This window comes from Variovorax sp. OAS795 (assembly GCF_040546685.1).
Taxonomy (GTDB): Bacteria; Pseudomonadota; Gammaproteobacteria; order Burkholderiales; family Burkholderiaceae_C; genus Variovorax.
Genome location: NZ_JBEPOH010000001.1, coordinates 548,126 through 572,895, shown reverse-complemented (window position 1 = coordinate 572,895; position 24,770 = coordinate 548,126). Strand labels below are relative to the sequence as shown.

Below are 24,770 nucleotides of genomic sequence, written 5' to 3'. Positions count from 1 at the left end.
AATCATTGACCCGTCAATGCGCTGTACGCCCTGCGCGTCTGGGGGCTCACGGCTTCCAGCAATTGCTCGTACGAGGTCTTGTGCCGCGCCAGCATGCGCGCCGACGCCACGGTCTTCGACTTGCAGAACCAATGGCAGGTGTGTTGCATCAGGAACAGCTCGGCCGACATCGTGAACGCCTTGGCCTTGGGCGTGCGGCCCGATTCGTTGCGCATCACCTCGGCGATGCCGCGCGCATGGATGGCGAGGGCCTGGCGAAGATCGAAGGTGGCGGCCGGAAAGAGCCTGTGCGCATAGGGAAGGGCCAGCGGCAGCTTGCTGACGCGCGCAGCCGCAGCGTCGACGCGTGCGAAGTCGGCGGCAAAGCTGTCGAACTGGGCCGAGAGCTTTTCCTCCGTGGAGTCGAGCAGGCTCCAGATCTGCTGGCGCCGCGCCGCATCGTCCTCGCCCAGGCAGCGCAGGTAGCCCTGGGTGAGGGTCTCCATGAGGTTTTCGATCTGGTACTTGCCCAGGTGGGTGCCGAGCAACGTGATGCGCTGGCGCTGGTCGCGCGACTTGAGGATGTAGGCGCCGATGGCGATCAGCGCCACCAGGGTGAGAATTTCCATGGGGGCCGGGGGGGAGGAAAGATGAAGGCGGGGCAGCACCGAGTGTAGGCACCCGCGCCCTCCTTCGGCTTTCCTCCTGTCCTGGCGTTGTCCTGGCGGTGTCCTAGCGGAAGAATTCGAGGATGCGATTGCGCTCTTCGGGCGGTGGCGGCGGGCCCAGCGGCACGCCCGAGAGCTCTTCGGCCGGCGGCGCCGGTGCTTCGGCGTTCTCGATGCCCAGGCTCGCCACGCCGCGGCCCGGCGTGAAGTCGTCGAAGTACCACTCGCCGTCGATGTTGGCCACGCCCGGCGGTTCCGGGATCTTGCTCACCGGCACGCCCTTGAGCGCGGATTGCATGTAGCCGATCCAGATCGGCAGGCTCAGGCTGCCGCCGGTTTCGCCGCGCACGCCCAGTTGCCGCGGCGTGTCGTAGCCGATCCATGCGATGCCCACGTTGGTGGGCTGGAAGCCCGCGAACCAGGTGTCGAACGAATCGTTGGTGGTGCCGGTCTTGCCGAACAGGTCGTCCCGCTTGAGCGCCTGGTAGGCGCGCGCCGCGGTGCCGCCCTTCACCACGCTCTGCAGCAGCGAATCCATGATGAAGGCATTGCGCTGGGGAATCGCGCGGTGGCTTTCGTCCAGCACTGGCGGATCGGTTTCGAGCAGCACCTTGTCGCGCAGGTCGGTCACGCGCGTGACGAGGTACGGATTGACCTTGTAGCCGCCGTTGGCAAACACCGAATAGGCGGTGGCCATCTGCATCGGCGTGACCGAACCCGCGCCCAGGGCCATCGGCAGGTAGGCCGGATGCTTGTCCTTGTCGAAGCCGAACCGGGTGATCCAGTCTTGCGCATACGGGGCCCCGATGGACTGCAGCACGCGCACCGTCACCAGGTTCTTCGACTTCATCAGGGCGGTGCGCAGCGGCATCGGTCCTTCGAAGCCGCCATCGAAGTTCTTCGGTTCCCAGGGCTGGCCGCCCGCGGTGCCGGCCTCGAAGTGCAGCGGCGCATCGTTCACGATGGTGGCCGGCGTGAAGCCCTTCTCCAGCGCGGCCGAATAGATGAAGGGCTTGAAGCTTGAACCCGGCTGGCGCCAGGCCTGCGTGACGTGGTTGAACTTGTTCTTGCCGAAGTCGAAGCCGCCCACCAGCGCCTTGATGGCACCGGTGCGCGGGTCCATGCTGATGAACGCGCCCTCGACCTCGGGCAGCTGCGTGATTTCCCAGGTGTTCTTCGGCGTCCTTGCCACGCGGATCACCGCGCCGCGGCGGATCTTGATGTTGGGCGGCGCCTTGGCCGCGAGGCCCGACTGTGCGGGCCGGAGGCCCTCGCCGCTGATCTCCACGGCTTCGCCGTTCGCGCGCACCGCGTTGATCTCCTTGCTGTTGGCATCGAGCACCACGGCCGCCATCACGTCGCCGTTGTCCGGGTGTTCGGCCAGCGCATCGTCCACGGCCTCGTCGGCTTCCTTGGGATCGTCGGGCAGGTCGATGAAGCGCTCGGGACCGCGATAGGGCTGGCGCCGCTCGTAGTCCATGATGCCCTTGCGAAGCGACCTGTAGGCTGCCGCCTGGTCGGCCGCGACGAGCGAGGTGTAGACCTTCATGCCGCTGGTGTAGATGCTGTCGCCGTGTTGCGCGTACATCATCTGGCGCACGGTTTCGGCCACGTACTCGGCATGCAGGCGGTCCGGATCGGCCGCATCGCGCAGGTGGAGCTCTTCCTTCTTGGCCTCGGCCGCCTGCTCGGCGGTGATGAAGCCGGTTTCCTGCATGCGATCGATCACATAGAGCTGGCGCGCACGCGCGCGGCGCGGGTTGGCCACCGGGTTGTTGGCGCCAGGTGCCTTCGGCAGGCCCGCGAGCATCGCGGCCTCGGCCGTGGTGATGTTCTGCAGCGGCTTGCCGAAGTAGGCCTCGGAGGCCGCAGCAAAGCCATAGGCGCGGTTGCCCAGGTAGATCTGGTTCAGGTAGATCTCGAGGATCTGGTCCTTGCTGAGCTGCCGCTCCAGCCGCAGCGCCAGCAATATTTCATAGGTCTTGCGGCTCAGCGTGCGCTCCGAACTCAGGTACACATTGCGCGCCACCTGCATGGTGATGGTCGATGCGCCCTGCTTGCGGCCGCCCTTCATGCTGGCCACCGCGGCGCGCACGAAGCCCTTGTAGTCCACACCGCCATGGTCATAGAAGCGAGCGTCTTCCACCGCCAGCACGGCGTCCTTCATGACCTTGGGAATGTTGGCAAAGGGCGTCAGCGTGCGGCGCTCCTCGCCGAACTCGCCGATCAGCGTGCCTTCGACCGAATACACGCGCAGCGGCAGCTTGGGCCGGTAGTCGGCCAGCTCGGAGATGTCGGGCAGTTTCGGATAGATCACGGCTACCGTGACAAGGGCTGCGACCAGCACCACGAGCGCGCCCGAGCCCGCCGCAATGGCGGCCCATCGTGCGGCGCGTTTCCATCGGCGGTTGCGTTCGTCGTCCGGCGCGGCGCCGTCGTCGGGTTGGAGGGAGCGTGGGCGTTTGAACATGAGAAAAGGTGGCTAGCGAAAGGATTGGAGCCGGCGGGCGCTGCTGCGTTCCAGCATCGGCAGGTCGAGTGCGCCGCGCTGCGCGGCCTGCTGCGCGCAATGCATGGCGTCGAAATACTTGTCGTGGTCGAAGGCGATCAACAGCAGGTCCACGCCGGCATCGAGGGCGCGGACCGTGGCGTCGCAGAGCCCGCGGTTGTAGGCCGCGCCCATCGTCAGATCGTCGGTGACGAGCAGGCCCTGGTAGCCCCACTCGCCGCGAATCAGCTGCTGCACGATTTTGCGCGAGAAAGAGGCCGGAAAGTCGGGATCGATCTCCGGCACGGTCACATGGCCGAGCATGATCGCCGCACCGGAGTTTTTCGACACGTCTTGAAACGGCTTCCAGTCATGTGTTGCAAGTCGAGCGACCGGCGTCTGCAGCACGGCGGCGAAATGGTGCGTGTCCTCGGTCACGCCGGCCAGGCCGGGAAAGTGCTTCAGGGTGCCGCGCACGCCAGCGGATTCGAGGCCTTGCTCGTAGGCGAGCGCCACCCGCGCAGTGAGCGTGGGGTCGGCCGAGATCGCGCGTTCGTCGATGCGGGTGTGAAAGTCCCAGCGGCCGGGCGCGCGGCCGGTGCGCAAGTCGACCACGGGACTGAAGTTGAGCGTGATGCCCAGTGCCGCAAGCGACCTGCCCTGCTGCGCACCGTAGGCATGGGCACGCTGCGCGATCTCGGCTTCGGGCACGTCGGCATCGAGCAGCGTGGCGAGGCCCGGCTGGTGTTCGATCAGCGGCGAAAGGCGCGACACGGCGCCGCCTTCCTGGTCGGTGGCGACGATGAGGGGCGGCAGGCCGGCCTCGCGGCGCAGCGCCTGCAAGCCATCGATCTCTTCGCGAAGTGCAGCGGCGGTACGGCCTTTGACGTTGCGTCCGCCAATGAAGACGCCGCCGATCAATCCCTTGCGTGCGAGTTCGCGCAGGTCCTTCGCGTCGTCATAGCCGACGACAAAATGCGATCCGATCAGCTGTGCGGTGGGCCCGGACGCGGCCGACACTTCGGCGCGGTGCCGCAGGCTCGCGGCCTCGTGGCCCAGCGCAGTGAACAACGCCGCGAGCACCAGGCCCAGCGAGACCGGACGCAGCGCGCGGCGCGCAAAGCGCCATGCCACCGCCGTGCAAACGCCGAGGGCGCCCAGCAGCATCGGCAACTCCCATGCGCGCATGAAGCGAAGATGCGGATCCTTCAGCTGCCAGGCCCAGAAGCACAGCGCCGCCAGGGCCAGCCAGCCCAGGGCACCGAGCGCGAACCGCAGGTGCTTCATGCGACGGGCGCCGCCGGCTCGGCACGCTGCGAGAGCGCATACCAGTCGACCTTGCGCGTGGCGAGCATCAGCACCGCCAGCATGCCGAATGTCAGCAGGGCACCGAGCAGCAGCGCGTTGCTTTCCGATGCCAGCAGGCCGTAGAGCGAGCCATAAAGCACCGCGACGTAGGCGCCGAAACCCGCGCCGCGTTGCCAGCTGTGCAGCACGGCGCTGAAGTAGATGCCGAGCAGCAGCACGCTCGCAGAGGCCGCGCCCGCATAGGCGAGCCAGAAAGCCAGCTTCTCGGACAAGGCCAGCAGCAGCAGGAAGAACAGCGCGATCGACAGGCCCACGAGCCCGTATTGCACCGGATGCATGCGCTGCCGGCGGAACAGCTCGAACATGAAGGCCGCCATGATCACCAGGCCGATGAAGAGCGCGCCGTACTTGCCGGCACGCGTGCTCATCGAGTACACGTTGATGGGCTGGGCGAGCGAGACGTCGAAGGTCTGCAGCGCCCCGAGGCGGTGTTGCGCCGCCTGCTTGGCATTGCCGGAAAGCCCCTCTCTCACCTGCTCGCGCGCCGAGGTCACGAGCGCCGAGACGCGCCATTTCGCATCGAAGCCCTGGGGCGTCACCTCGCGCTCGGTCGCGAGGAAGCGGCCGCCGAAACTCGGATGCGCCCAGGCCGAACGCAGGTGCGCGGTGGTTTCCTCCGCGATCGGCACCATCGAGAGGGTCTCCTGGCCGACCAGTCCCAGCTTCAATTCGAAGGGCAGCGGCGCTTTGGCCTCCCACGCGGAAAGCGCGGCGCCGGCGAGCGGTGCGTGGATGCCGTCGGCCAGCCAGGCTTCGTCGGCGAGGCCGGGCACGCGCTGCCTGAAGCGCAGCGCCTCGCCGTTCATCGCAATGGCAGGCGAACCGTCGAGCCCGCGCAGGTCGCTCACGGCGAAGACGACGAGCGGCGCCTTGAACTCGATGTGTGAGTCGGCCTCGCTGTGCGCCACGCTTTTGGGATCGAAGGCGCCGAAGCTGCCGCCCAGTGTGGCATCGAGTGTGTAGAACGGAATCTTGAAGATGCCCCGGTAGCGCTCTTGCGTCGCCATCGAACCCTCGATGTGCAGCTTGTCGGGAAACACCGCATGGGCCATGTCCTTGCTGCGCGCCTGCTGGCCGATCACCTTGCCCTGCGCATCGCGCAGCGGCTCCATCCAGCGTTCCACATAGGGCACCAGCAGCAGCGGGCCCACCACGGTCTGGGCACCCGCATAGGTGGCGGCAAGTTCTACGGCGGCCGCGCGCTGGCTGTGGCCGCGCTCTTGGTTAAGCGAATTGATCTCGGCCAGTGGGCCGCACAGCACCAGCGTGAGCATTACCAGTCCGGCCACCTTGACCAGCATCGAACCCTGCACTGCCTTCATGAACTGAGACATGTTTTTTTCCTCCACTCGAATGACGAAGCGGCGATGCTCGCCGCCCTTTCGGAAGGCCGTGTGAAGCGCGGCGGCCCATGGACTTCACACAGGCTTCACACAAGGGCGCATCGGCGGGCGCGACTTCAAGCGGCCTTCCAACTGCCTTCTCGCGCGGTGCCGACAGTCGGGGCTGTGCAAGTTCGCACGGCCACCCACACCCCCACCGCCATGGACGCCCACACCACCCCACGCACCGGCCGCTGGCTCTGGCTCGCGACCCTGAGCCTGGCCGCCGCGGGCTTCGCCGCGCTCGCCCTCAATCCCGTGCATGCGCAGGAAGCGCCCGGTCCGCGGCTGAAGACGGAGAGCCCGTATTTCTTCGTGAAGAGCGGCGATCCCTCGGTCGACCCGCTGCCGCTCAAGGGCACCGAGGTGACGGTCAAGATCTCGGGCGTGATTGCCGACGTGACCGTGACGCAGACCTATCGCAACGAGGGCCAGCGCGCGATCGAGGCGAAGTATGTTTTTCCGGGCTCGACCAGGGCCGCCGTCAACGGCCTCAACGTGCGGCTGGCAGACCGCATGATCACCGCGCAGATCCGCGAGAAGCTGCAGGCGCAGATCGAATACGACACCGCGAAGAAAGAAGGCAAGACCGCCGCGCTGCTCGAGCAGCACCTGCCCAACGTGTTCCAGATGAACGTCGCCAACATCCTGCCGGGTGACGACGTGAAGGTGGAACTGCGCTACACCGAGCTGCTGGTGCCGCAGTCGGGCAACTACGCCTTCGTGTTCCCCACCGTGGTGGGCCCGCGCTACAACAGCCCGCAGTCGGAGAACGCGCAGGCGAAGTGGGTCGCGCAGCCCACGCTGCGCGAAGGCGCGGCGCCGGCAGCCAGCTTCAGGCTCAAGGCCAGCATCGACACGCCCATGGGCCTGAAGGAGGTGCGCTCCGCCACCCACGCCATCGACGTGACGAAGAACGATGAAGACCGGCACGCCGACGTGGTGCTCATGGCCGATGGCCGCCCGGCGGACAACCGCGACTTCGTGCTGGACTATCGCCTGGCGGGTGAAAAGATCGAGTCGGGCCTGATGCTCTACAAGGGCCAGAACACCAATGGGGACGCCGAGAATTTCTTCCTCGCGATGATCGAACCACCCAAGGCGGTGCCCGCCAGCGCCATCTCGCCGCGCGACTACATCTTCGTGGTCGACATCTCGGGGTCGATGCACGGCTTTCCGCTCGACACCGCCAAGACGGTGCTCGAACGACTGATCGGCGGGCTGCGCCCGAGCGACACCTTCAACGTGCTGCTGTTCTCGGGCAGCAACAAGATGCTCTCGCCGCAGTCGGTGCCGGCCACGCGCGCCAACATCGAGCGGGCGCTGTCCACCATCCAGAACTACGCCGGCAGCGGCAGCACCGAGCTGATTCCGGCGCTCAGGCGTGTCTATGCCGAGCCGAAGGAAGAGAACGTATCGCGCACCGTGGTGCTGGTGACCGATGGCTACGTGACGGTGGAGCGCGAGGCCTTCGAGCTGGTGCGCAAGAACCTCTCGAAGGCCAACGTGTTCGCCTTCGGCATCGGCTCGTCGGTGAACCGCAGCCTGATGGAAGGCATTGCGCGCGCCGGCATGGGCGAGCCGTTCATCATCACCGACCCGCGTCAGGCGCCCGAGCAGGCCGCACGATTCCGCCGCATGGTGGAGTCGCCCGTGCTCACCAGCGTGAAGCTCAGCTTCGGCGGACTGGACGTGTACGACGTGGAGCCGCAGGCGCTGCCCGACGTGCTCGGCGAGCGCCCGGTGATCGTGTTCGGCAAATGGCGCCCGGATGCGGACGGCAAGGCCCGCGGCCGCGTGATCGTCGAAGGGCGTGGCGCCGACGGCCCCTATCGCCAGGAACTGCGCATCGATCCGCGGATGCGCCAGGACACCGCCGCGCTGCGCACGCTGTGGGCCCGCCATCGCATCCAGAGCCTGAGCGACCAGGAGGCGCTCGACGGCAGCGGCGACCACAAGGCGCGCATCACCGAGCTCGGCCTCAAGTACAGCCTGCTGACGCAGTACACCAGCTTCATTGCGGTGGACCAGGTCGTGCGCAACCTCGCACCGCAGAACAACGCGGAGGTGGCCCAGCCGCTGCCGTTGCCGCAGGGCGTGAGCGAACTCGCACTCGGCGCCGAGGTGCCGAGCACGCCGGAACCCGAGACGCTGGGCGCGATTGCCGTGGTGCTGTCGATGCTCGCCATGCTGCGCCGCCGCGCGCGGCGCCACGATCCGCGCCGCTTCACGGCCTGAACGAAAGAAGGAAAAGAGCCATGTCGCTGGCCGCACTTGCCTATCGCCATCCGCGTCTCGTGGACTGGGGCATCCACATCGACCGCGTACCGGCCGCCGGCTGGCTGGCGCTGCAGTTTGCCGCGCTGGCGCCGACCTGGGCCTGGATGGTCCGGCGCATGCGCGACGGCTCCGACGATCCGCTGGGCCTGCTGGCGCTGGCGGCCTTGGCCGCGCTGGCATGGCAATGTCGCCGGGAGCTTCGCGCCGCGCCGCGGCTCGGCTGGCTCTCGCTCGCGGGGGCCGGTACGGTGCTGGCCACGCTGCTGCGCACGGGCCTTGGAGCACTCCCTGCCCTTCCTCCGCTCGCGGCCGGCCTGGTGGCCGTGCTGGCGCTGGCGTGCGGCCTGCTCGCTTTCCTGCCGCGGCGCGTGGCGGCGCTGCCGGTTGTGGGGCTCGCGGTGCTGGCGCTGCCGCTGTTGTCGTCGCTGCAGTTCTATGCGGGCTATCCGCTGCGCGTGGTGACGGCCGAGGCGAGCCGCTGGCTGCTGGCGCCGGGCTTCAGCGTGGCGCGCGAGGGCAGCAGCCTGCTGGTCGACGGGCGGCTGGTGATCGTCGATGCGCCGTGCTCGGGCGTGCAGATGGTGTGGCTCGGCTATTTCACCGCCTGCACGGTCGCGCTCTGGGCGCGCCAGGGCGACCATGGCTTCGTGCGCCGGCTGCCGCTGGTCGGCCTGCTGGTGCTGGGCGGCAACATCTTGCGCAACAGCGTCCTGGTGGCATTCGAGGCCGTGGGCCACCCGCTGGCACCTTGGGCGCACAACCTGTTCGGGCTCCTGGTGCTGGCCGCGGTGTGCGGCGGCATCGCGCGCGCGATGGTGCCGGCTCGCACCGGGCCCGAATTTGCCGAGCGGCCCGTGCCGGGCCTGATCACCGCACCGGGAGGGCGCCATGTCGACACCGTTTCTTGAACACTTTTTCGCTAACCGCTTCATCCACCGCATCGGCCACAAGACCGCGTTTGCGCTCGCGATGCTGCTCTGCCTGCTGTGGTCGACCGCCGCGGCGTTGCGCACCGCACCGGAACCGGGCGCGGAGGCGGTCTCGCACGAATGGCCGCGCGAGTGGGACGGCGCGCCGCTGCGCCCGATGGCGCTGAGCGACGTCGAGCAGCGCTTTGCCGAACGCTTCCCGGGCGCCATCGGCCGCATGACCGACGGCACGCAGACGATCGTGATGCGCGCGGTGAACGCACCCACCCGCATGCTGCACCCCGCGGCCGACTGCTACCGCGCGCTGGGCTTTCGCATCGAACAGGCGCGCCTGGAACGCGACGCGCAGGAGCGCCTGTGGCGCTGTTTTGTTGCGCAACGGCACGGCGCACAAAAGTTCCGCGTTTGCGAGCGCATCGTCGATGCCGAAGGCGCTGCTTTCACCGACACTTCAGCCTGGTACTGGGCGGCCGCCAGCGGGCAGTCGCGCGGTCCGTGGCAAGCCGTCACGGTGGCAAGACCCATGTGAGAGTCGTGTGAACAAGATCCTGAGATTCGTGATTTATGCGCTGGCGGCCCTGGTCGTGACGGCGTGCGTGGCTTTCTTCCTGATCGCCAGGTTCGCGCTGGCCCCTGCGCCGGGCGAGTGGAGCACCAGCATCAAGGCCGGGCCGCTGAGTTTCGAGGTCGGGGTCCCCGCGGCGGTGCGCCTGGCGACCTCTTCGTGGCTCGCGCCCCACCTGGACGGCCATGCGCTGGACACGCGCTTCGGCACGGTCCGCTTCGCCTGGAAACAAGCCGATGGGCTGCTCGAGATGCGCTGCGCACCCTGCAGCATGGAAGTCCCTGCCCTGGGCACGCAGCCAATCCAGGTCGAAGGCGTGGTCGCCACCGTCCGGCGCGACGGCAACACGCTGGCGGGCACCCTCACGGCCACGCCGCGCAATGCCGAGGCCGGCGCCGTGATCCAGGGGCCGTGGGAGGGGCGCCTCGCGCCCAAGGGCCTGCACCTCAGCGCCGACATCAAGGATGCGCCGATCGCCCGCTGGTATGCGGTGCTCGCGCCCCACCTGCCCGAACTGCAGCGGGCCCGCATCGGCGGCACGCTGGCGGTGCGCGCCCAGGTCATGCTGCCCGATGGCACGTTCGCCGTGCTTCCCACGGTGAGCCAGTTCACCGTGGAAGGTCTCGGCACCGAAGCCATGCTGGGCGCGCGCAGCAGCTGCGGCGCGCCCGCCAGGCTTGCCAACGACAGCTGGCTCGCGCGCGCCGTCATCGCGGCCGAGGACCAGCGCTTTTTCAGCCATGCGGGCTACGACCTGGCCGAGATCGTCGCGTCGATCGACAACAACCAGAAGGACGGCCAGCAAAAGCGCGGCGCCAGCACGCTGACGCAGCAGCTGGCCAAGATGCTGGTGACCGGCAGCGAACGCACCGCCGAGCGCAAGCTGCGCGAACTGCTCTATGCCGTCGAAATGGAGCAGACGCTGGGCAAGGCCCGCATCCTGCAGCTGTACCTGGACAACGCGCCCTGGGGTGGCAACCTGTGCGGCGCCGAAGCCGCGTCGCGGCGCTACTTCAAGCGCCCGGCGCGCAACCTGGAACCCGCGCAGGCGGTCTGGCTCGCGGCCATGCTGCACAAGCCGCAGGCGGTGCTCGAGCAATGGCGGCGCGACGGCCGCATCGACCCGGACCGCACCAAGTGGGTCGCCGAGAGCGTCCGCGGCATCAGCCGGAACCAGCGCGAGGCGCTGCTCAAGAGCGTGGCGGCGGCGCGATTCGCAGCCCCGGATGCCGCTCCATGAACGACATCGAAGCTATCGAGCGGGCCACGGTCGCGGCCGTATCGCCGCCGGCCGTCGAAGAGCTCGACGGCTGGCTGCTGCCGTTCGACGAAGGCACCGTCAAGCGCGCCAGGTCGGCGGTTCCGCTGCATCGCGGCGAGGTCGGCGACGAGACCATCGACCGCATCGAAGACCGCTACGACAGCCGGCAGCTGGTGCCGGCGCTGCGCCTTGCCGACGACGAATGCTTCGGGGCGCTGCGCGCCGAGCTGGAGCGGCGCCACTATGTGGGGGATTCGCCCACCTGCGTGCAGATCGGCTCCGTGCGGCACATGCGCGAGGTGGCGACCGTCGGCGCCGCGCTGGCGCACGTGGACCTCGCGCCCGACGAGGCCTGGGCCACGCTTTTTCTCGGCGAGGGCTTCGATCCGGTCGATGGCGCCCATCGCGTTCGCGCGCTGTCGCGTGCCAAGGGGTCGCTCTATGCGAGCGTGCGCGAAGGCCGCCGCACCTTGGCCGCGGGCGCCATGGCCTTCAGCCACGGATGGGCCAGCGTGCATGGCATGCGGACCGAGCAGTCGCAGCGCGGCAGGGGCCTGGCGGCGCGCGTGCTGGCCGGGCTGTCAGAGGCCGCGCTCGCGCGCGGCTTCGAGCGCGTGTTCCTGCAGGTCGACGCGCAGAACGCCGCGGCCCATGCACTCTACCGGCGCGCGGGATTCTCCACCCGCTGGCAATACCGCTATTGGCAGCGGCAGCAGTGGCCGCGCTGACGGCGCCCGCCTGAACGCCGCACCCCCACCGGTGGCGCGGTCGGGGCGTTAGTGCCACCATGGCTGCATGACGAACGCAAATCATCATGCCAACCACCCCACCGACCCGGTTGCCTCGCCGCGTGGCATCGACCACATCGTGGCCGGTGTCTCGACCAGCGATGGCGACGGCGTCAAGCTCACGCGCGTGCTGCAGCAGCCGCTGCAGAAAAGGCTCGATCCCTACCTGATGCTCGACGCCTTCGGCAGCGACAACCCGGGCGACTACATCGGCGGCTTTCCCAACCATCCGCATCGCGGCTTCGAAACCGTGACCTACATGATCGCGGGCCGCATGCGCCACCGCGACAGCGCGGGCCACGAAGGGCTGCTGCAGAACGGCGGCGTGCAGTGGATGACGGCGGGCCGCGGGCTCGTGCACAGCGAACTGCCCGAGCAGGAAGAAGGGTTGATGGAGGGATTCCAGCTCTGGCTCAACCTGCCTGCGAAAGACAAGATGCGCGAGCCCTGGTATCGCGACATCCAGAGCGACGAAATACCGGAATTCACCACCGCCGCGGGCGCGCACGCGCGCGTGATCGCCGGCACCAGCCATCGCATCGAAGGCGCGGTGCGGCGCGAGCACACCGAGCCGCTCTACCTCGACATCACGCTCCCGCCCGGCGCCGAGTTTGCCCAGCCGCTCGCGGACGATCACAACGCCCTGGTGTACGTTTTCCGTGAATCGCTGTGGATCGCAGGCAGCGAGGTGCCGACGCGCCGCATGGCCATTCTTGCCAACGACCCCGGCAGCGATGGCGTGGTGCTGCGCGCCGGCGCCACCAATCACAGCCCGGCGCGTGCGTTGCTGATTGCCGGCAAGCCGCTGCGCGAGCCGATCGCGCAGTACGGCCCGTTCGTGATGAACACGCAGGAGGAAGTGAAGCAGGCGGTCCACGATTTCCAGAGCGGCAGGTTCGGCGGCTGACCGGCGAGGCCGTGCGCGGATGTAGTCGCCGGCCTACCGGAAATCGGCGCGGCGCGGGGCTCACGCGCAGCACCATGGCGCATAGATTGGGCCCCATGCCCCTTCGCACCTCCAAAGCTCCGCGCGTACGAAAAGGACAGGCGCCCGAGACATTGCAGCGCGACCGCTTCCACGAGCGCTTCATGCAGGCCTTCCAGGACCCGGCCTTCGAGGTCGAGAAAGAGTCGCTCGGGCGCATCGAGCTGATCGCCTGGGAAGCCTACGAGCAGGGCCGCAAGGCACCCGTCACGCGCAAGGCCGGCCCGGGCTATGCCGATCCCGAGTACGAACTTTCAGTTGATTGGCTCGAAGCCAAGGCGCGCATCGACGCCGCGCAGGCCGCCTGGCGCAATCCGCAGACGCGGTCGCGCGTGCTGCTGGTCAACGGGTCACCGCGCAACGACGGCACCTGCCCCGGTGAAATCTCCAAGACGTGGCGGCTCGTGCAGCTCGCGAAGGAAGTGCTCGACGGCTGCGGCATCGACGTCGACGTGCTCGACCTGAGCATGCTCACTTCCGAGTACGGGCGGCATATCCACCCCTGCAAGGGATGTGTCTCCACCGCCATGCCGCTGTGCCACTGGCCGTGCAGCTGCTATCCGAACCATTCCCTGCGCCAGACCGGCGACTGGATGAACGAGATCTACGAGCGCTGGACCGCGGCGCACGGCGTCATGCTTTTCACGCCCACGCACTGGTACCAATCCGCGAGTCCGCTCAAGCTCATGGCCGACCGGCTGGTGTGCGCCGATGGCGGCAACCCCGATCCCACCAGCACCCACGGCAAGAAGCCCGACGAAGCCAAGGCCCTCGAACTCGAGGGCTGGGGCTATCCCAAGCACCTGGGCGGGCGGGCCTATGGGCTCGTGGTGCACGGCGACGTGGCCGGGGTCGAGAGCCTGCGCCGCAACCTGTCGGACTGGCTCGACTGGATGGGCCTGGTCGATGCGGGCGCCCAGGCGCGGCTGGACCGCTACATCGGCTACTACGAGCCCTATGCAAGCAGCCACGACAGCCTCGATGCCGATGAAGACGTGCAGGAAGAAGTGCGCAACGCGGCCCGTGCGGTCGCGCTGGCAGTGGGCGAACTGCGCTCGGGCAAGCTCCAGGCACCCGATCGCGGGCTGCGGCCGCCCCGTCCCAAGTAGGCCCGGCGGGCGCGCGACCCTGGCCGTTCATGATTCTTTACGCAGGCTCACTCCCGGCTCACTTGGGCGATACACAGGCCTTCCACACTTCGCTTCACCTGCTGCCCCTTGGCGGCAGGCTTCTTCGAAAGGAAGCACTTTTCATCATGATCTCTCTTCGCCAACGCATCGTCTGGGCCAGCCTTCTCGGGTCGGCCGCCCTCGCTTCTTCCGCCGCCTTTGCGCAGGCCCCGACGGCGCCGGGCGCTGCGTCGACCCCGCCCGCCGCGGTGGCCCCGGCCGACGGCACGGCATCCAAGGCACAGCACAAGCGCATGGACCCGGCCGAGCGCATGGAACGCATGAACGAGCATCGCGCCAAGCGCCTGGCCGCACTGAAGGAAAAGCTCAAGCTGACCGCCGCGCAGGAAAGCGCATGGGCCAGTTTCTCCTCGGCCAGCCAGCCGCCCGCCGGTGCCCGCCCGCAGCGCATGGACCGCGCGGAATTTGCCAAGCTCACCACGCCCGAGCGCCTGGAGCGCATGCAGGCCCGCCAGGCCGAGCGCAGTGCCAGGTTCGCCAAGCGCGCCGAAGCGACCAAGACCTTCTATGCCGCGCTGACGCCCGAGCAGCAGAAGACCTTCGACGCTGAAACGGTGCATGCCGGCATGCACGGGCATCGCGGCCATCACGGCCACGGCGGCCACACCGCGCCGGCAAAGAGCTGAGCGAAGGCGCCCCCGAGGCGCGAACGATAGAAAGCCCGCGATGCACCAGGCATCGCGGGCTTTTTTTCGTCAGTGCGCTACTGCGGCGTCCCGGTCTTCTCGGTCGGGTTGGTCGGCACGTCCGGGCGTTCGCCGCGCTGGCCGAACTGGGGCTTGGTCTTGCGGGCCTGCTGGCTCACTTCGGCACGCGACATCTCGCCCGTGGGCCGCGGCATGGCATTGGGCTGCGCGTTCACTGTGGTGCTGGCCTCGCCCTTGGGCACCGGGTTGTTGACGTTGTTGCGGTTGTGGGCGCGCGCCTCGGCCTTCACGGCTTCGCGCGACGCCGGCATGCTGTTGTCCGGGCGCTGCGGCGGGTTGGGCACGCCGGAAGGCGTCTGCGTGCTGGCCTGGCCGCCCACGGCCGGGTCGGGCTGGGCGGGAATCGAGGTGGCTTGTGCCATGGCGGCGCTGGCCGTGGCCATCAGGCCGGCCAGCAGCGTGGCGTGAAGGATGCGTTGCTTCATGGTGCTTTCCTTTTGCTTGGATCGAGGATCGGAAGGGATGGCGGTTCGGCCGTTTCCTTCGGCCTGAAATCACCGTAGGAGGGCCCGAAGGCCGGCCTTGTCGGGGGGCGGCAGGCCTGGCTGTAGGAGCCGGCCGTCCGCGAGCGAAAGGCGGAGAAGAAGGTGGCGCGTTCCTACAGGCGCGGAGGGCGCGGCAACGTACAACCACAGGACCGATGTCTTCTTCCCCGATTCCCCTGCCCTCGGCGGCGCCGACCTCGCTCAAGGTCATGACGGTGAACACCCACAAGGGGTTCACCGCGCTCAACCGCAAGTTCATCCTCCCGGAGCTTCGGGACGCGGTGCGCACGGTGGGAGCCGACGTGGTGTTTCTGCAGGAGGTCCTCGGCACGCATTCGCGCCACTCGCGCAAGGTGAACAACTGGCCCGAGGCGCCGCACTACGAGTTCCTTGCCGACACCATGTGGCCGCAGTTCGCGTACGGCCGCAACGCGGTGTATCCGAGGGGGCACCACGGCAACGCTGTGTTGTCCAAGTTTCCGATCGTGCACTACCGCAACCACGACATTTCCGTCGCCGGGCCTGAAAAGCGGGGCTTGCTGCATTGCGTGCTGCGCCTGCCGGGCCGCACGGTCGACGTGCATGCCATCTGTGCCCACCTGGGCCTGGCCGAGGCGCACCGCCAGCAGCAGCTGGAGCTGCTTTGCCACATCGTGCGCGACGAGGTGCCAGCCGATGCGCCGCTGATCGTTGCGGGCGACTTCAACGACTGGCGCGGCCGCGCGCACCGTGTGCTGGAGGAAGGCGCCGCGCTGCGCGAGGTGTTCCTGCATGCGAACGGATCGGCCGCCAAGACTTTTCCTGCGCGCTTTCCCTTGCTGTCGCTCGACCGCATCTACGTGCGCAACGCGGGCGTGCACGAACCCGTGGTGCTGCCGCGCAAGCCGTGGTCCCACCTGTCGGACCATGCGCCGCTGGTGGCGAACATCGATCTGTGAAGATGGACCACGCCCATGCTCCGCGCAGTTCATTTCGCGCCGCCACCGCCATCGTCCGTCCGGACGGGCAATGAAGGGAGCCGCCATGGATAGCGGCGGCCGCTGGGTCGGTGGCAATCGCATTGCGCTGCTGGAGAACGGCGAGGAGTTCTTCCCGCGCGTGTTCGACGCGATTCGCGAGGCCAAGCGCGAAGTCATCATCGAGACCTTCATCCTGTTCGAAGACAAGGTGGGCCTGGCGCTGCACGCGGCCATGCGCGCGGCGGCGCAGCGCGGCGTCAAGATCGACGTGCTGGTCGATGGCTTCGGCTCGCCGGATCTTTCGCGCGAATACATCGAGGGGCTGACCTCGGTCGGCGTGCGCATGCGCGTGTTCGATCCCGGCAAGCGCATCCTGGGCCAGCGCCTCAACGTGTTCCGGCGCATGCACCGCAAGATCGTCGTGGTCGACGGCGAGCTCGCCTTCGTCGGTGGCATCAACTATTCGGCCGACCACCTGATGGATTTCGGCCCGAAGGCCAAGCAGGACTACGCGGTGGAGCTGCGCGGCCCCATCGTGGCGCAGATCCACCAGTTCGTGCTGCGCGCCATTGCCCTCGGCGACAAGGGGCCGCGCTGGTTCCGCCGCCGCCTCAAGCGGGCGCCCCCGGTCGAGCGCGAAGCGGTCGGCGAGACGGAGGCGATCTTCGTCTCGCGCGACAACCGCCGCCACACCAACGACATCGAGCGCCACTACCTCGCGGCGATCCGCGCCGCGCGCCAGCGCATCGTCATTGCCAACGCCTATTTCTTCCCGGGCTACCGGCTCATCAAGGAACTGCGCCGTGCGGCGCGGCGCGGCGTCGACGTGCGGCTGATCCTGCAGGGCGAGCCCGACATGCCGATCGTCAAGACCGCCGCGAGCATGCTCTACCACCACCTGCTGCATGCAGGCGTTCGCATCTTCGAATACTGCGACCGCCCGCTGCATGCGAAGATCGCGCTGATGGACGACCAGTGGTCCACCGTCGGCTCGAGCAATCTCGATCCGCTGAGCCTGTCGCTCAACCTCGAGGCCAACGTGATCGCGCGCGACCGGGCCTTCAACCAGTTGATGTGGGAGCGCATGGACCGGCTCATGCGCGAGAGCTGCAAGCAGATCGGCGAGGCCGACCTGGAAAGCGGATGGAGCGGCTGGCGGCTGGTGCGCAGCTTCTTCATCTTCCACTTCCTGCGCTGGTATCCGTCGTGGCTCGGCTGGCTGCCGCGCCAGGTGCCCCGCCTGACGCCCGCCGAGGTCGTCGCCCTGGCCGAAAGGCGCGAACAACGCGAGAAGAACAGCCAGAAGAACGGCAAGGACGCCGTCACCCCGACGGAAGTGGCATGAAGACCCTCGGCGCACGGCTCGCGCGCCGGCCCTGGTGGCCCTGGGTACGCCGTGCCGCGGCGTGGGGCTTTTTCGGCCTGATCGCCTGGCTGCTGGTGAACCAGGCACGGGCCATCGACTGGCAGGAGGTGTTCGACGCCATGCGCGCGCTGCCGGCCACCACGCTGCTGCTGGCGGGTGCGCTGGCCGCGGGCAGCTTTGCGATCTACAGCACCTATGACCTGCTCGGGAGGCATCTCACGCGGCATCCGCTCAATGCCGCCACGGTGATGGGCGTGACTTTCATCAGCTACGCCTTCAACCTCAACCTGGGTTCGCTGGTGGGCGGGGTGGCCTTCCGCTACCGGCTCTATTCGCGGCTGGGGCTTTCCAATGGAATCATCACGCGCGTGCTGGGCTTCAGCATGCTCACCAACTGGCTCGGCTACCTGGCGGTGGCGGGCGCGGTCTTCTGCTTCTGGCCGCTGGAGCTGCCGGCCGGATGGAGGATCGGCAACGCGGGCCTGCGCATCCTGGGCGCGGTGCTACTGCTGCTGGCGGCCGCCTACCTGGTGCTGTGCGCCTTCGCCAGCGGACACGTCTTTCGCATACGCCGCCACTCGTTCAAGGTTCCGGCGCTGCGCATGGCGCTGCTCCAGCTGGCGTTGTCATGCCTCAACTGGTCGGTGATCGGCAGCGTGATCTGGGTGCTGTTGCAGGGCCAGGTGGCGTACCACTCGGTGCTCGCGGTGCTGCTCGTGGCCGCGGTCGCCGGCGTCATCACCCATGTGCCCGCTGGCCTTGGCGTGCTGGAGGCGGTGTTCATCGCGCTGCTTTCGGACCAGGTGCCGCAAGGCAGGCTGCTGGGGGTGCTGCTGGTCTACCGCGGCCTCTACTACCTCTTGCCGCTGGGCGTGGCCACGCTGGCCTACTTTGTCACGGAGCTGCGCGCCCGGCGGTGGCGCGCCAAGCCGGCTGCGCGATAGAAGCGATAGGTGCCGCGCGGCCTTTTTGAGCGCCATTTCCGTGTCGAATGCAAGACTTGTCCAACAATTCGCGTTCAGTTTTGTTGCAGTGCAGCAAAACGGCCGATGACGGCCTATAGTGGTACTCGTTTCCATCCTCAGATCGCCTCCCATGTCGTCCCTCACCTCCGCGGCCCGCCTGGCCAACCCCCTGATGCTGTGGGTCGACCTGGCCCTCAAGACCCACGAGATGCTGGTGTCCGCGGGCTCCGTGATCCAGATGCGCACCGAGCGCATGGCCAAGGCGGGGCTCACGCCCAGTGCGGCCGATCTCGCCGAGTTCCAGCTCATGGGCGATGAAAAGCTCGCCGCGGCGGGTGAATCGGGCGCCGCCATGGCCCGTCAATGGCACAGCAGCCACGTCTCGCTGGCGAACCGCGCGCTGCAGCAGTGGTTCCAGAGCGCGGGTGCATTTTTCTCGATGGCGGGCAGCATCACGCCCGCGCAGGCCGCGGTGCGCAGCGATGCTTTCATGAAGGCCACCGCGCGCGCGGCGGGCTCGGCCGGCCAGCTCTCGGGCGCCGCAGTGCGTATTGCGCGGCAGGGACTGAAGCCGATCCATGCCGCCGCCACCTCGAACGCCCGGCGCCTGGCCGAGCTGCGCGGCTGACCCGCTGCGCGGTCAGCCGCGCGCGGGCACCAGCGTCAGCAGCGTGATCTCCGACGGCGCCCCAAAGCGCTTCGGCGGTCCCCAGTAGCCGGTGCCGCGGCTCACGTAGATCCACATGTCGTGCAGCCGATGCAGCCCCGCGGTGAACGGCTGCTGCATCGGCACGAACAGGTTCCACGGAAAGAACTGGCCGCCATGCGTGTGGCCCGACAACTGCAGCTGGTAGCCGGCCTGGGCCGCGAGCGGCGCGCTGCGCGGCTGGTGCGCGAGCAGCACCCGCGTGTGCACCAGCGGAGGCGCATCGAACAGCGCCAGATGGGGGTCGCTTTCATGCGCGGCGTCGAAATGCCCCGCGGTGTAGTCGGTCACGCCGGCCAGCACCAGCTGGCTTTCAAACAGTTCTTCGTCGTTCTGCGCGCCGCGCACGTTGCGCGTCTGCAGCACCACATGCTCGTTGAGCAGCACCTTGAGGCCGAGCCGGCGCAGTTCGTCGATCCACGCGTGGGCACCGGCGTAATACTCATGATTGCCCGTGACGACGAACGTGCCGTGGCGCGCACGCAGGCCCGCCAACGGCGCGATGTGCTCGCGCAGCTCGGCCACCGTGCCGTCCACCAGGTCGCCGGTGATCGCGATGGCGTCGGCGCCGAGCCGGTTCACCGCGTCGACGATGCGCTGGATGTAGGCACTGCGGATCGTCGGTCCCACGTGGATGTCGCTGAGCTGCGCGATGGTGAAGCCCTCGAGCGCCGGCGGCAGGCCGCGGATGGGAACGTCGACGCGCTTCACGCCCGCGGTGCGACGCGCGTTGATGAAGCCGATCAGCGAGCTGCCCGTGGCCATTGCCAGCACCGCCAGCGCTGTCCATGGCAGCCACATGTCCCAGCGCACCTGCAGGCCGCCCAGCGCACTGGCCAGCCAGGCGAGCAGCAGGCCGGCGTCGCGCACCAGCGTCAAGACGAACATCGAAGAAAACCAGCCCATGCTGATCAGGCCGACCCACTTGAGCGTGTTGCCAAGCGCAGGGCGGGCCCCCGTGAGGCGCGAGACAAAGGGCAGCGGAATGGTGGTGGCCGAGATGGCAAGGGCCGCCACGGCGAGCGGCCACACGGGCGTGAGCATGGCGAGCGCAGGCACGAGGCGCAGCGCTATATAGGCATGCAAGAGCGCGGTGAGAACGCTCAGGGGACGTATCGGCATGGGGGCGATGGGGACGGGGTGACCCGGGACAGGGTATCTGCAAGGCGCGTGCCGTGCATTCAAGAACATGCCCGGGCCGCCTCACGCTATTTTTTCTATAGCGCGAGCCAACCGGATAGCGGGCGCTGCCCGCGATGAAGCAATTCAGGACCGGCGCCCCGGCCGTCGGGCGCCGGTTCAGGCAACAGGATCACTGCACCGCGTGCGTGCCCGCCGAGGCCATGTCGGTGCCTGTTGGCCACAGAAATGCCATCCGCGCGGGCGCGCCCGGCAGGACTCGGAGCGTTTGCTTGAGCGTATTGCCACGCAAGCGAGCCTCCACTTCGTAGGTACCCGGGTCCAGCCGGGCCACCATGAGTGGGCCTTCCGACGCGACGTGGTCGAGCAGCACTGTGCCCTGGGCGTCGCGCACCGTCACGCGGACATCCGATGCGAAGTCGGCACCCTTGTGGTCCTTGATCGCGAACTCGAACGTGGCCGGCCAGCGCGGCGCCACCGTTTTCATCAGCTCGGCTTCGTCGCTGCCGATGCCGCCGCTCATGTATTCGATGCCGTGCGTCATGCGGATCGGCGGGTTGACCGTGGCAGAGGCCGGCGCCATCGCCGCAAAAAAGGAAAAAGCGGCGCTGCACAGCACGGCGGCAGCCGCAGGTGCGCGCCGCTTGGGCGATGAAATCCGGGGGGCGGTCATGGTCTGGATCCTTGCTTGCGTGTGCGTGGCGGGACGCCACGGCGCCACTGTGCGGCGCACGGCTTAGGCAAGGCTTAACAAGGATCCGGGCCCCGCACGGGGGGCCGCAGGCGATGGCTCAGCGGGCCGAGGTTTGCGCCAGCGCCTGTGTCTGCGCGGCAGGCGGCAGCACGGAGGCCATGTCGAAATTCGACGGCCACATGAACACGGCGCGGGCCGGCACGCCCGCGATCACCGTCAGCGTTTGCGTCTGCGTGAGGCCGCCGAGCGTGACGTTCACGTCGTAGGCGCCCGGGTCGAGCCGCGCGAGCATGTAGGGGCCTTGCGACTGCGCCTCCATCACCGCACGCCCGGTGTACTTCTCGCGCACCTGCACTGCCGCCCGCATCGGGAAACTGGCCTTCTGCGTGCTGTCGTTGACGCCGAACTCCAGCGTGGCCGCCCAGCGCGGCGAGACCATCTGCATGAACGCGGCTTCGTCCTTGCTCGTGCCTCCGCACATGTATTCGACGCCCTGCGCCATCTGGATGGGCGGGTTGGAAAACGCATGGGCCGATGTCGCCATCGCGCCGAAGAATGCTGCTGTGCCGCCCAGTGCCAATGCAGCCATCGGCTGCCGGAGACGCATAAGGTTCATTGCTTCGATGTCCTCGATCATGGGTGACGTGAATTCCGTCGAGGATTTTGCTTAGCAAGAGTCGGGCTAGATATAGCGTTTACGAGGAACGATCCTCGGCAACGCACTGAACGCTATTGTTTTAATAGCTCGCGGGCGGCCCGGGTCGGCGCTCCAAGCCGCTTTGTAACGCTTCCCCTGTGGAAACCCTGAGACGGGTGCCATGTGCGCGCGATCCGACGCGGCGCACGCGACGGGCACCTACAGCGGTGCGCCGCCCCGTTGGTTATCAAGGAGGCCGTACAGAAAAGGAGCTTCCAATGACCATCGGATCGAAGATCGAGGCACTCAAGAAGATGGACGCGCGCCGCCCCGGCGTTCCGGGCGAGCACCTCGCGGTCCTCGGGGCCGGCCTGTTGCTGCTGCTGAAGGCGGGAAGCAGCCGTTCGCTGCTTCGCCGCGTGCTGGCCGGTGCGGCCGGCGGTGCGCTGGTCGGCCGGGCCGCCAGCGGGACCGGCGGGCTGGCCCGCGTGGCGCAGCTGATGCAGGGCGCCAGCCCCGGAGGCAAGGTGCGGCGGTCGATCTGAGGGCCGGATCACCGGCCGCTCAGTCGTTGCCTGCCTTCAAACGTCGATATTCGCCGCCCGCAGCGCGTTCTGCTCGATGAACTCGCGCCGCGGTTCCACCTCGTCGCCCATCAGCATCGTGAACACGCGGTCGGCCTCGATCGCGTCGTCGATCTGCACGCGCAGCAGGCGGCGCACGGTCGGGTCCATGGTGGTTTCCCACAGCTGGGCGGGGTTCATCTCGCCCAGGCCCTTGTAGCGCTGGCGCGAGGTGGCGTTCTCGGCCTGGCCGATGAGCCACTTCATTGCGATGCGGAAGTCGGCGACCTTTTCTTCCTTGGCGCGCTCGCCCTCGCCGCGGCGGACGATGGCGCCCTCGCTGCTGAGCAGGTTTCGGAAGGTGTTGGCGGCCTCGGCGAGCGCGGCGTAGTCGGCGCCGTGCACGAAGTCCTGCGTGAGCACGCTGCTCTTGATGTTGCCGTGGTGGCGGCGGCTGATGCGCAGCAGTGGCTTGTCGGTGCGGGCGTCGAACTCGCTGCTCACTTCGGCCGGCACGCCGGTGGTGTTGAGCTCGCGCAGCTTGGCCTGCAGCGCCACGGCGGAGGCTTCGGCCGCGGGCGTGGTGTCGAGGTCGAGGGCCACGCCGTCGGCAATGGCGCGCAAGGCTTCGGCATCCATGAAGTTGCGCAGGCGCGCGATCACGGCCTCGGCCAGCTGGTGCTTGCGCGCCAGTTCGGCCAGGGTGTCGCCGGACAGCGTGGTCGAGTTGGCCCCGCCGGTCTCGATGCTCGCGTCCTTGAGCGCCACCTTGAGCAGGAAGGAGTCGAGCGCGGGGCCGTCCTTCAGGTACTGCTCTTCCTTGCCGACCTTGACCTTGTACAGCGGCGGCTGCGCAATGTAGATGTGGCCGCGCTCGACGAGCTCGGGCATCTGCCGGTAGAAGAACGTGAGCAGCAGCGTGCGGATGTGGGCGCCGTCGACGTCGGCGTCGGTCATGATGATGATGCGGTGGTAGCGCAGCTTGGCGACGTTGAAGTCGTCCGCCCCGCCGCCCGCGCTGGTGGCGCCGGCACGGCCGATGCCGGTGCCCAAAGCGGTGATCATCGTGAGGATTTCGTTGCTGGTGAGCAGCTTCTCGTAGCGCGCCTTTTCCACGTTCAGGATCTTGCCGCGCAGCGGCAGGATGGCCTGGAACTTCCGGTCGCGGCCCTGCTTGGCCGAGCCGCCGGCGGAATCGCCCTCCACCAGGTAGACCTCGCAGAGCGCCGGGTCCTTTTCCTGGCAGTCGGCCAGCTTGCCGGGCAGGCCCATGCCGTCGAGCACGCCCTTGCGGCGCGTCATTTCGCGGGCCTTGCGCGCGGCCTCGCGGGCGCGCGCGGCCTCCACGATCTTGCCGCAGATGATCTTGGCGTCGTTCGGGCGCTCCTGCAGGTAGTCGGTGAGCAGGCGGCCGACGATGTCCTCGACAGGCGCGCGCACTTCGCTGGACACCAGCTTGTCCTTGGTCTGGCTCGAGAACTTGGGCTCGGGCACCTTCACGCTCAGCACGCAGCACAGGCCTTCGCGCATGTCGTCGCCGGTGACTTCGACCTTGGCCTTCTTGGCGAACTCGTTTTCCTCGATGTACTTGTTGATGACGCGGGTCATCGCGGCGCGCAGGCCCGTGAGGTGGGTGCCGCCGTCACGCTGGGGAATGTTGTTGGTGAAACACAGGACTTGCTCGTTGTAGCCGCTGTTCCACTGCATCGCCACTTCGACGCCGATGTGCGTGCCCGGGATGCCGCCGTAGGTATCGGCCGGCTTTTCGCCGGCGGCATAGAACGAGTTCGGATGCAGGACGGTCTTGCCCTTGTTGATGAACTCCACGAAGCCGCGCACGCCGCCGGCGCCGGAGAAGTCGTCTTCCTTGCCGCTGCGCTCGTCCTTCAGGCGGATGCGCACGCCGTTGTTCAGGAAGCTCAGTTCGCGCAGCCGCTTGGAGAGGATCTCGTAGTGGAAATCGGCGTTCTCCTTGAAGATCTCGGCGTCGGGCAGAAAGTGGACTTCGGTGCCGCGCTTGTCGGTCTCGCCGATGATGCGCATCGGTGAAACCTCGACGCCGTTCACCGTCTCCACGATGCGGTTCTGCACGAAGCCGCGGCTGAATTCGAGTTCGTGGATCTTGCCCTCGCGGCGCACCACCAGGCGCAGCATCACGCTCAGCGCGTTCACGCAGCTCACGCCCACGCCGTGCAGGCCGCCCGACACCTTGTAGCTGTTCTGGTTGAACTTGCCGCCCGCATGCAGCTCGGTGAGCGCGATCTCGGAGGCCGAGCGCTTGGGCTCGTGCTTGTCGTCCATCTTCACGCCGGTCGGGATGCCGCGGCCGTTGTCGGTGACGGAGATCGAGTTGTCCGTGTGGATGGTGACGACGATGTCGTCGCAATGGCCCGCCAGCGCTTCGTCGATGGAGTTGTCGACCACTTCGAACACCAGGTGGTGCAGGCCCGTGCCGTCGGAGGTGTCGCCGATGTACATGCCGGGGCGCTTGCGCACGGCCTCGAGCCCTTCGAGGATCGTTATCGAGCCTTCACCGTAGCTGGTGTCGGGGGGCGTGATCTCGATCGGCACCGCACTCTCGATCTCGGGCGTGTAGACCGGTTCGGTGTGGGGCACTTCGGGCTTGTTTTCTTCTGCACTCATTCGGATATTCCTCTATCTCTCA

The 24,770-nt window shown here is 68.0% G+C and carries 22 protein-coding genes; 13 read left to right on the top strand and 9 right to left on the bottom strand.

Annotated elements, in window-relative coordinates:
* Window positions 1-2 precede the first annotated feature (2 nt).
* The 4 genes from ABID97_RS02795 to creD form a co-directional block, all read right to left on the bottom strand.
* Window positions 3-608, bottom strand: coding sequence for a hypothetical protein (locus ABID97_RS02795; RefSeq protein WP_354397037.1), 606 nt, complete (start codon window positions 606-608; stop codon window positions 3-5).
* Between the two features lie 103 nt (window positions 609-711).
* Window positions 712-3,117: a penicillin-binding protein 1A gene (locus ABID97_RS02790; protein ID WP_354397036.1), complete on the bottom strand. Its 2,406-nt coding sequence runs from the start codon at window positions 3,115-3,117 to the stop codon at window positions 712-714.
* 12 nt (window positions 3,118-3,129) lie between these two features.
* Entirely contained in the window at window positions 3,130-4,422 is a 1,293-nt protein-coding gene (locus tag ABID97_RS02785) for a glycoside hydrolase family 3 N-terminal domain-containing protein (RefSeq protein ID WP_354397035.1), read from the bottom strand.
* Window positions 4,419-5,837, bottom strand: coding sequence for a cell envelope integrity protein CreD (gene creD / locus ABID97_RS02780; protein WP_354397034.1), 1,419 nt, complete (start codon window positions 5,835-5,837; stop codon window positions 4,419-4,421). Before creD ends, ABID97_RS02785 begins: the two co-directional genes overlap by 4 nt.
* Before the next feature lie 210 nt (window positions 5,838-6,047).
* Between creD and ABID97_RS02775 the strand changes: the two genes are divergently transcribed.
* From ABID97_RS02775 to ABID97_RS02740, 8 genes are all read left to right on the top strand, one after another.
* Complete coding sequence (locus ABID97_RS02775; protein ID WP_354397033.1) at window positions 6,048-8,123, top strand: VIT and vWA domain-containing protein; 2,076 nt, start codon at window positions 6,048-6,050, stop codon at window positions 8,121-8,123.
* 20 nt (window positions 8,124-8,143) lie between these two features.
* Complete coding sequence (xrtQa, locus tag ABID97_RS02770) at window positions 8,144-9,073, top strand: exosortase Q (RefSeq protein WP_354397032.1); 930 nt, start codon at window positions 8,144-8,146, stop codon at window positions 9,071-9,073.
* Entirely contained in the window at window positions 9,054-9,623 is a 570-nt protein-coding gene (gene xrtQb, locus ABID97_RS02765) for an exosortase Q subunit 2 (RefSeq protein WP_354397031.1), read from the top strand. The genes xrtQa and xrtQb overlap by 20 nt, the downstream gene beginning before the upstream one ends.
* Before the next feature lie 7 nt (window positions 9,624-9,630).
* Window positions 9,631-10,899, top strand: a complete 1,269-nt coding sequence (locus ABID97_RS02760) for a biosynthetic peptidoglycan transglycosylase (RefSeq protein ID WP_354397030.1) — start codon at window positions 9,631-9,633, stop codon at window positions 10,897-10,899.
* Window positions 10,896-11,648 carry a GNAT family N-acetyltransferase gene (locus tag ABID97_RS02755; RefSeq protein ID WP_354397029.1) on the top strand — a complete coding sequence of 251 codons (753 nt, stop codon included), beginning with the start codon at window positions 10,896-10,898 and terminating at the stop codon, window positions 11,646-11,648. Before ABID97_RS02760 ends, ABID97_RS02755 begins: the two co-directional genes overlap by 4 nt.
* 67 nt (window positions 11,649-11,715) lie before the next feature.
* The gene (locus ABID97_RS02750) at window positions 11,716-12,615 is read left to right on the top strand and encodes a pirin family protein (protein ID WP_354397028.1); all 900 of its coding nucleotides are present in this window, start codon (window positions 11,716-11,718) and stop codon (window positions 12,613-12,615) included.
* A 95-nt stretch (window positions 12,616-12,710) separates the two neighbouring features.
* Complete coding sequence (locus tag ABID97_RS02745) at window positions 12,711-13,802, top strand: flavodoxin family protein (RefSeq protein WP_354397027.1); 1,092 nt, start codon at window positions 12,711-12,713, stop codon at window positions 13,800-13,802.
* 146 nt (window positions 13,803-13,948) lie between these two features.
* Window positions 13,949-14,509 (top strand): Spy/CpxP family protein refolding chaperone, encoded by a 561-nt coding sequence (locus ABID97_RS02740; protein WP_354397026.1) that lies wholly within the window; start codon window positions 13,949-13,951, stop codon window positions 14,507-14,509.
* Between the two features lie 77 nt (window positions 14,510-14,586).
* Here the strand turns inward: ABID97_RS02740 and ABID97_RS02735 are convergent, their stop codons facing one another.
* On the bottom strand, window positions 14,587-15,015 hold the full coding sequence (locus ABID97_RS02735; protein WP_354397025.1) for a serine/threonine protein kinase: 429 nt from the start codon (window positions 15,013-15,015) through the stop codon (window positions 14,587-14,589).
* A 215-nt stretch (window positions 15,016-15,230) separates the two neighbouring features.
* Between ABID97_RS02735 and ABID97_RS02730 the strand changes: the two genes are divergently transcribed.
* The 4 genes from ABID97_RS02730 (at window position 15,231) to ABID97_RS02715 (ending at window position 18,993) form a co-directional block, all read left to right on the top strand.
* A complete protein-coding gene (locus ABID97_RS02730) occupies window positions 15,231-16,013 on the top strand; it encodes an endonuclease/exonuclease/phosphatase family protein (protein ID WP_354397024.1) in 783 nt (260 codons plus the stop codon).
* Between the two features lie 85 nt (window positions 16,014-16,098).
* Window positions 16,099-17,379, top strand: coding sequence for a cardiolipin synthase ClsB (gene clsB / locus ABID97_RS02725; RefSeq protein ID WP_354397023.1), 1,281 nt, complete (start codon window positions 16,099-16,101; stop codon window positions 17,377-17,379).
* Window positions 17,376-18,344, top strand: coding sequence for a lysylphosphatidylglycerol synthase domain-containing protein (locus tag ABID97_RS02720; RefSeq protein ID WP_354397022.1), 969 nt, complete (start codon window positions 17,376-17,378; stop codon window positions 18,342-18,344). Before clsB ends, ABID97_RS02720 begins: the two co-directional genes overlap by 4 nt.
* Window positions 18,345-18,495: 151 nt before the next feature.
* On the top strand, window positions 18,496-18,993 hold the full coding sequence (locus tag ABID97_RS02715) for a polyhydroxyalkanoate granule-associated phasin (protein WP_354397021.1): 498 nt from the start codon (window positions 18,496-18,498) through the stop codon (window positions 18,991-18,993).
* Window positions 18,994-19,005: 12 nt separating this feature from the next.
* On the opposite strand, the gene ABID97_RS02710 is transcribed toward ABID97_RS02715, so the two are convergent.
* The 3 genes from ABID97_RS02710 to ABID97_RS02700 form a co-directional block, all read right to left on the bottom strand.
* Window positions 19,006-20,193 (bottom strand): metallophosphoesterase, encoded by a 1,188-nt coding sequence (locus ABID97_RS02710; RefSeq protein ID WP_354397020.1) that lies wholly within the window; start codon window positions 20,191-20,193, stop codon window positions 19,006-19,008.
* A gap of 190 nt (window positions 20,194-20,383) precedes the next feature.
* On the bottom strand, window positions 20,384-20,884 hold the full coding sequence (locus ABID97_RS02705) for a hypothetical protein (protein ID WP_354397019.1): 501 nt from the start codon (window positions 20,882-20,884) through the stop codon (window positions 20,384-20,386).
* A gap of 118 nt (window positions 20,885-21,002) precedes the next feature.
* On the bottom strand, window positions 21,003-21,521 hold the full coding sequence (locus ABID97_RS02700; protein WP_354397018.1) for a hypothetical protein: 519 nt from the start codon (window positions 21,519-21,521) through the stop codon (window positions 21,003-21,005).
* A 299-nt stretch (window positions 21,522-21,820) separates the two neighbouring features.
* Between ABID97_RS02700 and ABID97_RS02695 the strand changes: the two genes are divergently transcribed.
* A complete protein-coding gene (locus ABID97_RS02695) occupies window positions 21,821-22,087 on the top strand; it encodes a hypothetical protein (protein ID WP_354397017.1) in 267 nt (88 codons plus the stop codon).
* 36 nt (window positions 22,088-22,123) lie between these two features.
* On the opposite strand, the gene gyrB is transcribed toward ABID97_RS02695, so the two are convergent.
* The gene (gyrB, locus tag ABID97_RS02690; RefSeq protein ID WP_354397016.1) at window positions 22,124-24,748 is read right to left on the bottom strand and encodes a DNA topoisomerase (ATP-hydrolyzing) subunit B; all 2,625 of its coding nucleotides are present in this window, start codon (window positions 24,746-24,748) and stop codon (window positions 22,124-22,126) included.
* Between the last annotated feature and the right edge of the window lie 22 nt (window positions 24,749-24,770).

What these genes read in the sequence shown, in the direction of transcription:
- ABID97_RS02795 (WP_354397037.1), bottom strand. Translation starts at nt 608, where the DNA reads ATGGAAATTCTCACCCTGGTGGCGCTGATCGCCATCGGCGCCTACATC.
- ABID97_RS02790 (WP_354397036.1), bottom strand. Translation starts at nt 3,117, where the DNA reads ATGTTCAAACGCCCACGCTCCCTCCAACCCGACGACGGCGCCGCGCCG.
- ABID97_RS02785 (WP_354397035.1), bottom strand. Translation starts at nt 4,422, where the DNA reads ATGAAGCACCTGCGGTTCGCGCTCGGTGCCCTGGGCTGGCTGGCCCTG.
- creD (WP_354397034.1), bottom strand. Translation starts at nt 5,837, where the DNA reads ATGTCTCAGTTCATGAAGGCAGTGCAGGGTTCGATGCTGGTCAAGGTG.
- ABID97_RS02775 (WP_354397033.1), top strand. Translation starts at nt 6,048, where the DNA reads ATGGACGCCCACACCACCCCACGCACCGGCCGCTGGCTCTGGCTCGCG.
- xrtQa (WP_354397032.1), top strand. Translation starts at nt 8,144, where the DNA reads ATGTCGCTGGCCGCACTTGCCTATCGCCATCCGCGTCTCGTGGACTGG.
- xrtQb (WP_354397031.1), top strand. Translation starts at nt 9,054, where the DNA reads ATGTCGACACCGTTTCTTGAACACTTTTTCGCTAACCGCTTCATCCAC.
- ABID97_RS02755 (WP_354397029.1), top strand. Translation starts at nt 10,896, where the DNA reads ATGAACGACATCGAAGCTATCGAGCGGGCCACGGTCGCGGCCGTATCG.
- ABID97_RS02750 (WP_354397028.1), top strand. Translation starts at nt 11,716, where the DNA reads ATGACGAACGCAAATCATCATGCCAACCACCCCACCGACCCGGTTGCC.
- ABID97_RS02745 (WP_354397027.1), top strand. Translation starts at nt 12,711, where the DNA reads ATGCCCCTTCGCACCTCCAAAGCTCCGCGCGTACGAAAAGGACAGGCG.
- ABID97_RS02740 (WP_354397026.1), top strand. Translation starts at nt 13,949, where the DNA reads ATGATCTCTCTTCGCCAACGCATCGTCTGGGCCAGCCTTCTCGGGTCG.
- ABID97_RS02735 (WP_354397025.1), bottom strand. Translation starts at nt 15,015, where the DNA reads ATGAAGCAACGCATCCTTCACGCCACGCTGCTGGCCGGCCTGATGGCC.
- ABID97_RS02730 (WP_354397024.1), top strand. Translation starts at nt 15,231, where the DNA reads ATGTCTTCTTCCCCGATTCCCCTGCCCTCGGCGGCGCCGACCTCGCTC.
- clsB (WP_354397023.1), top strand. Translation starts at nt 16,099, where the DNA reads ATGGATAGCGGCGGCCGCTGGGTCGGTGGCAATCGCATTGCGCTGCTG.
- ABID97_RS02720 (WP_354397022.1), top strand. Translation starts at nt 17,376, where the DNA reads ATGAAGACCCTCGGCGCACGGCTCGCGCGCCGGCCCTGGTGGCCCTGG.
- ABID97_RS02715 (WP_354397021.1), top strand. Translation starts at nt 18,496, where the DNA reads ATGTCGTCCCTCACCTCCGCGGCCCGCCTGGCCAACCCCCTGATGCTG.
- ABID97_RS02710 (WP_354397020.1), bottom strand. Translation starts at nt 20,193, where the DNA reads ATGCCGATACGTCCCCTGAGCGTTCTCACCGCGCTCTTGCATGCCTAT.
- ABID97_RS02705 (WP_354397019.1), bottom strand. Translation starts at nt 20,884, where the DNA reads ATGACCGCCCCCCGGATTTCATCGCCCAAGCGGCGCGCACCTGCGGCT.
- ABID97_RS02700 (WP_354397018.1), bottom strand. Translation starts at nt 21,521, where the DNA reads ATGAACCTTATGCGTCTCCGGCAGCCGATGGCTGCATTGGCACTGGGC.
- ABID97_RS02695 (WP_354397017.1), top strand. Translation starts at nt 21,821, where the DNA reads ATGACCATCGGATCGAAGATCGAGGCACTCAAGAAGATGGACGCGCGC.
- gyrB (WP_354397016.1), bottom strand. Translation starts at nt 24,748, where the DNA reads ATGAGTGCAGAAGAAAACAAGCCCGAAGTGCCCCACACCGAACCGGTC.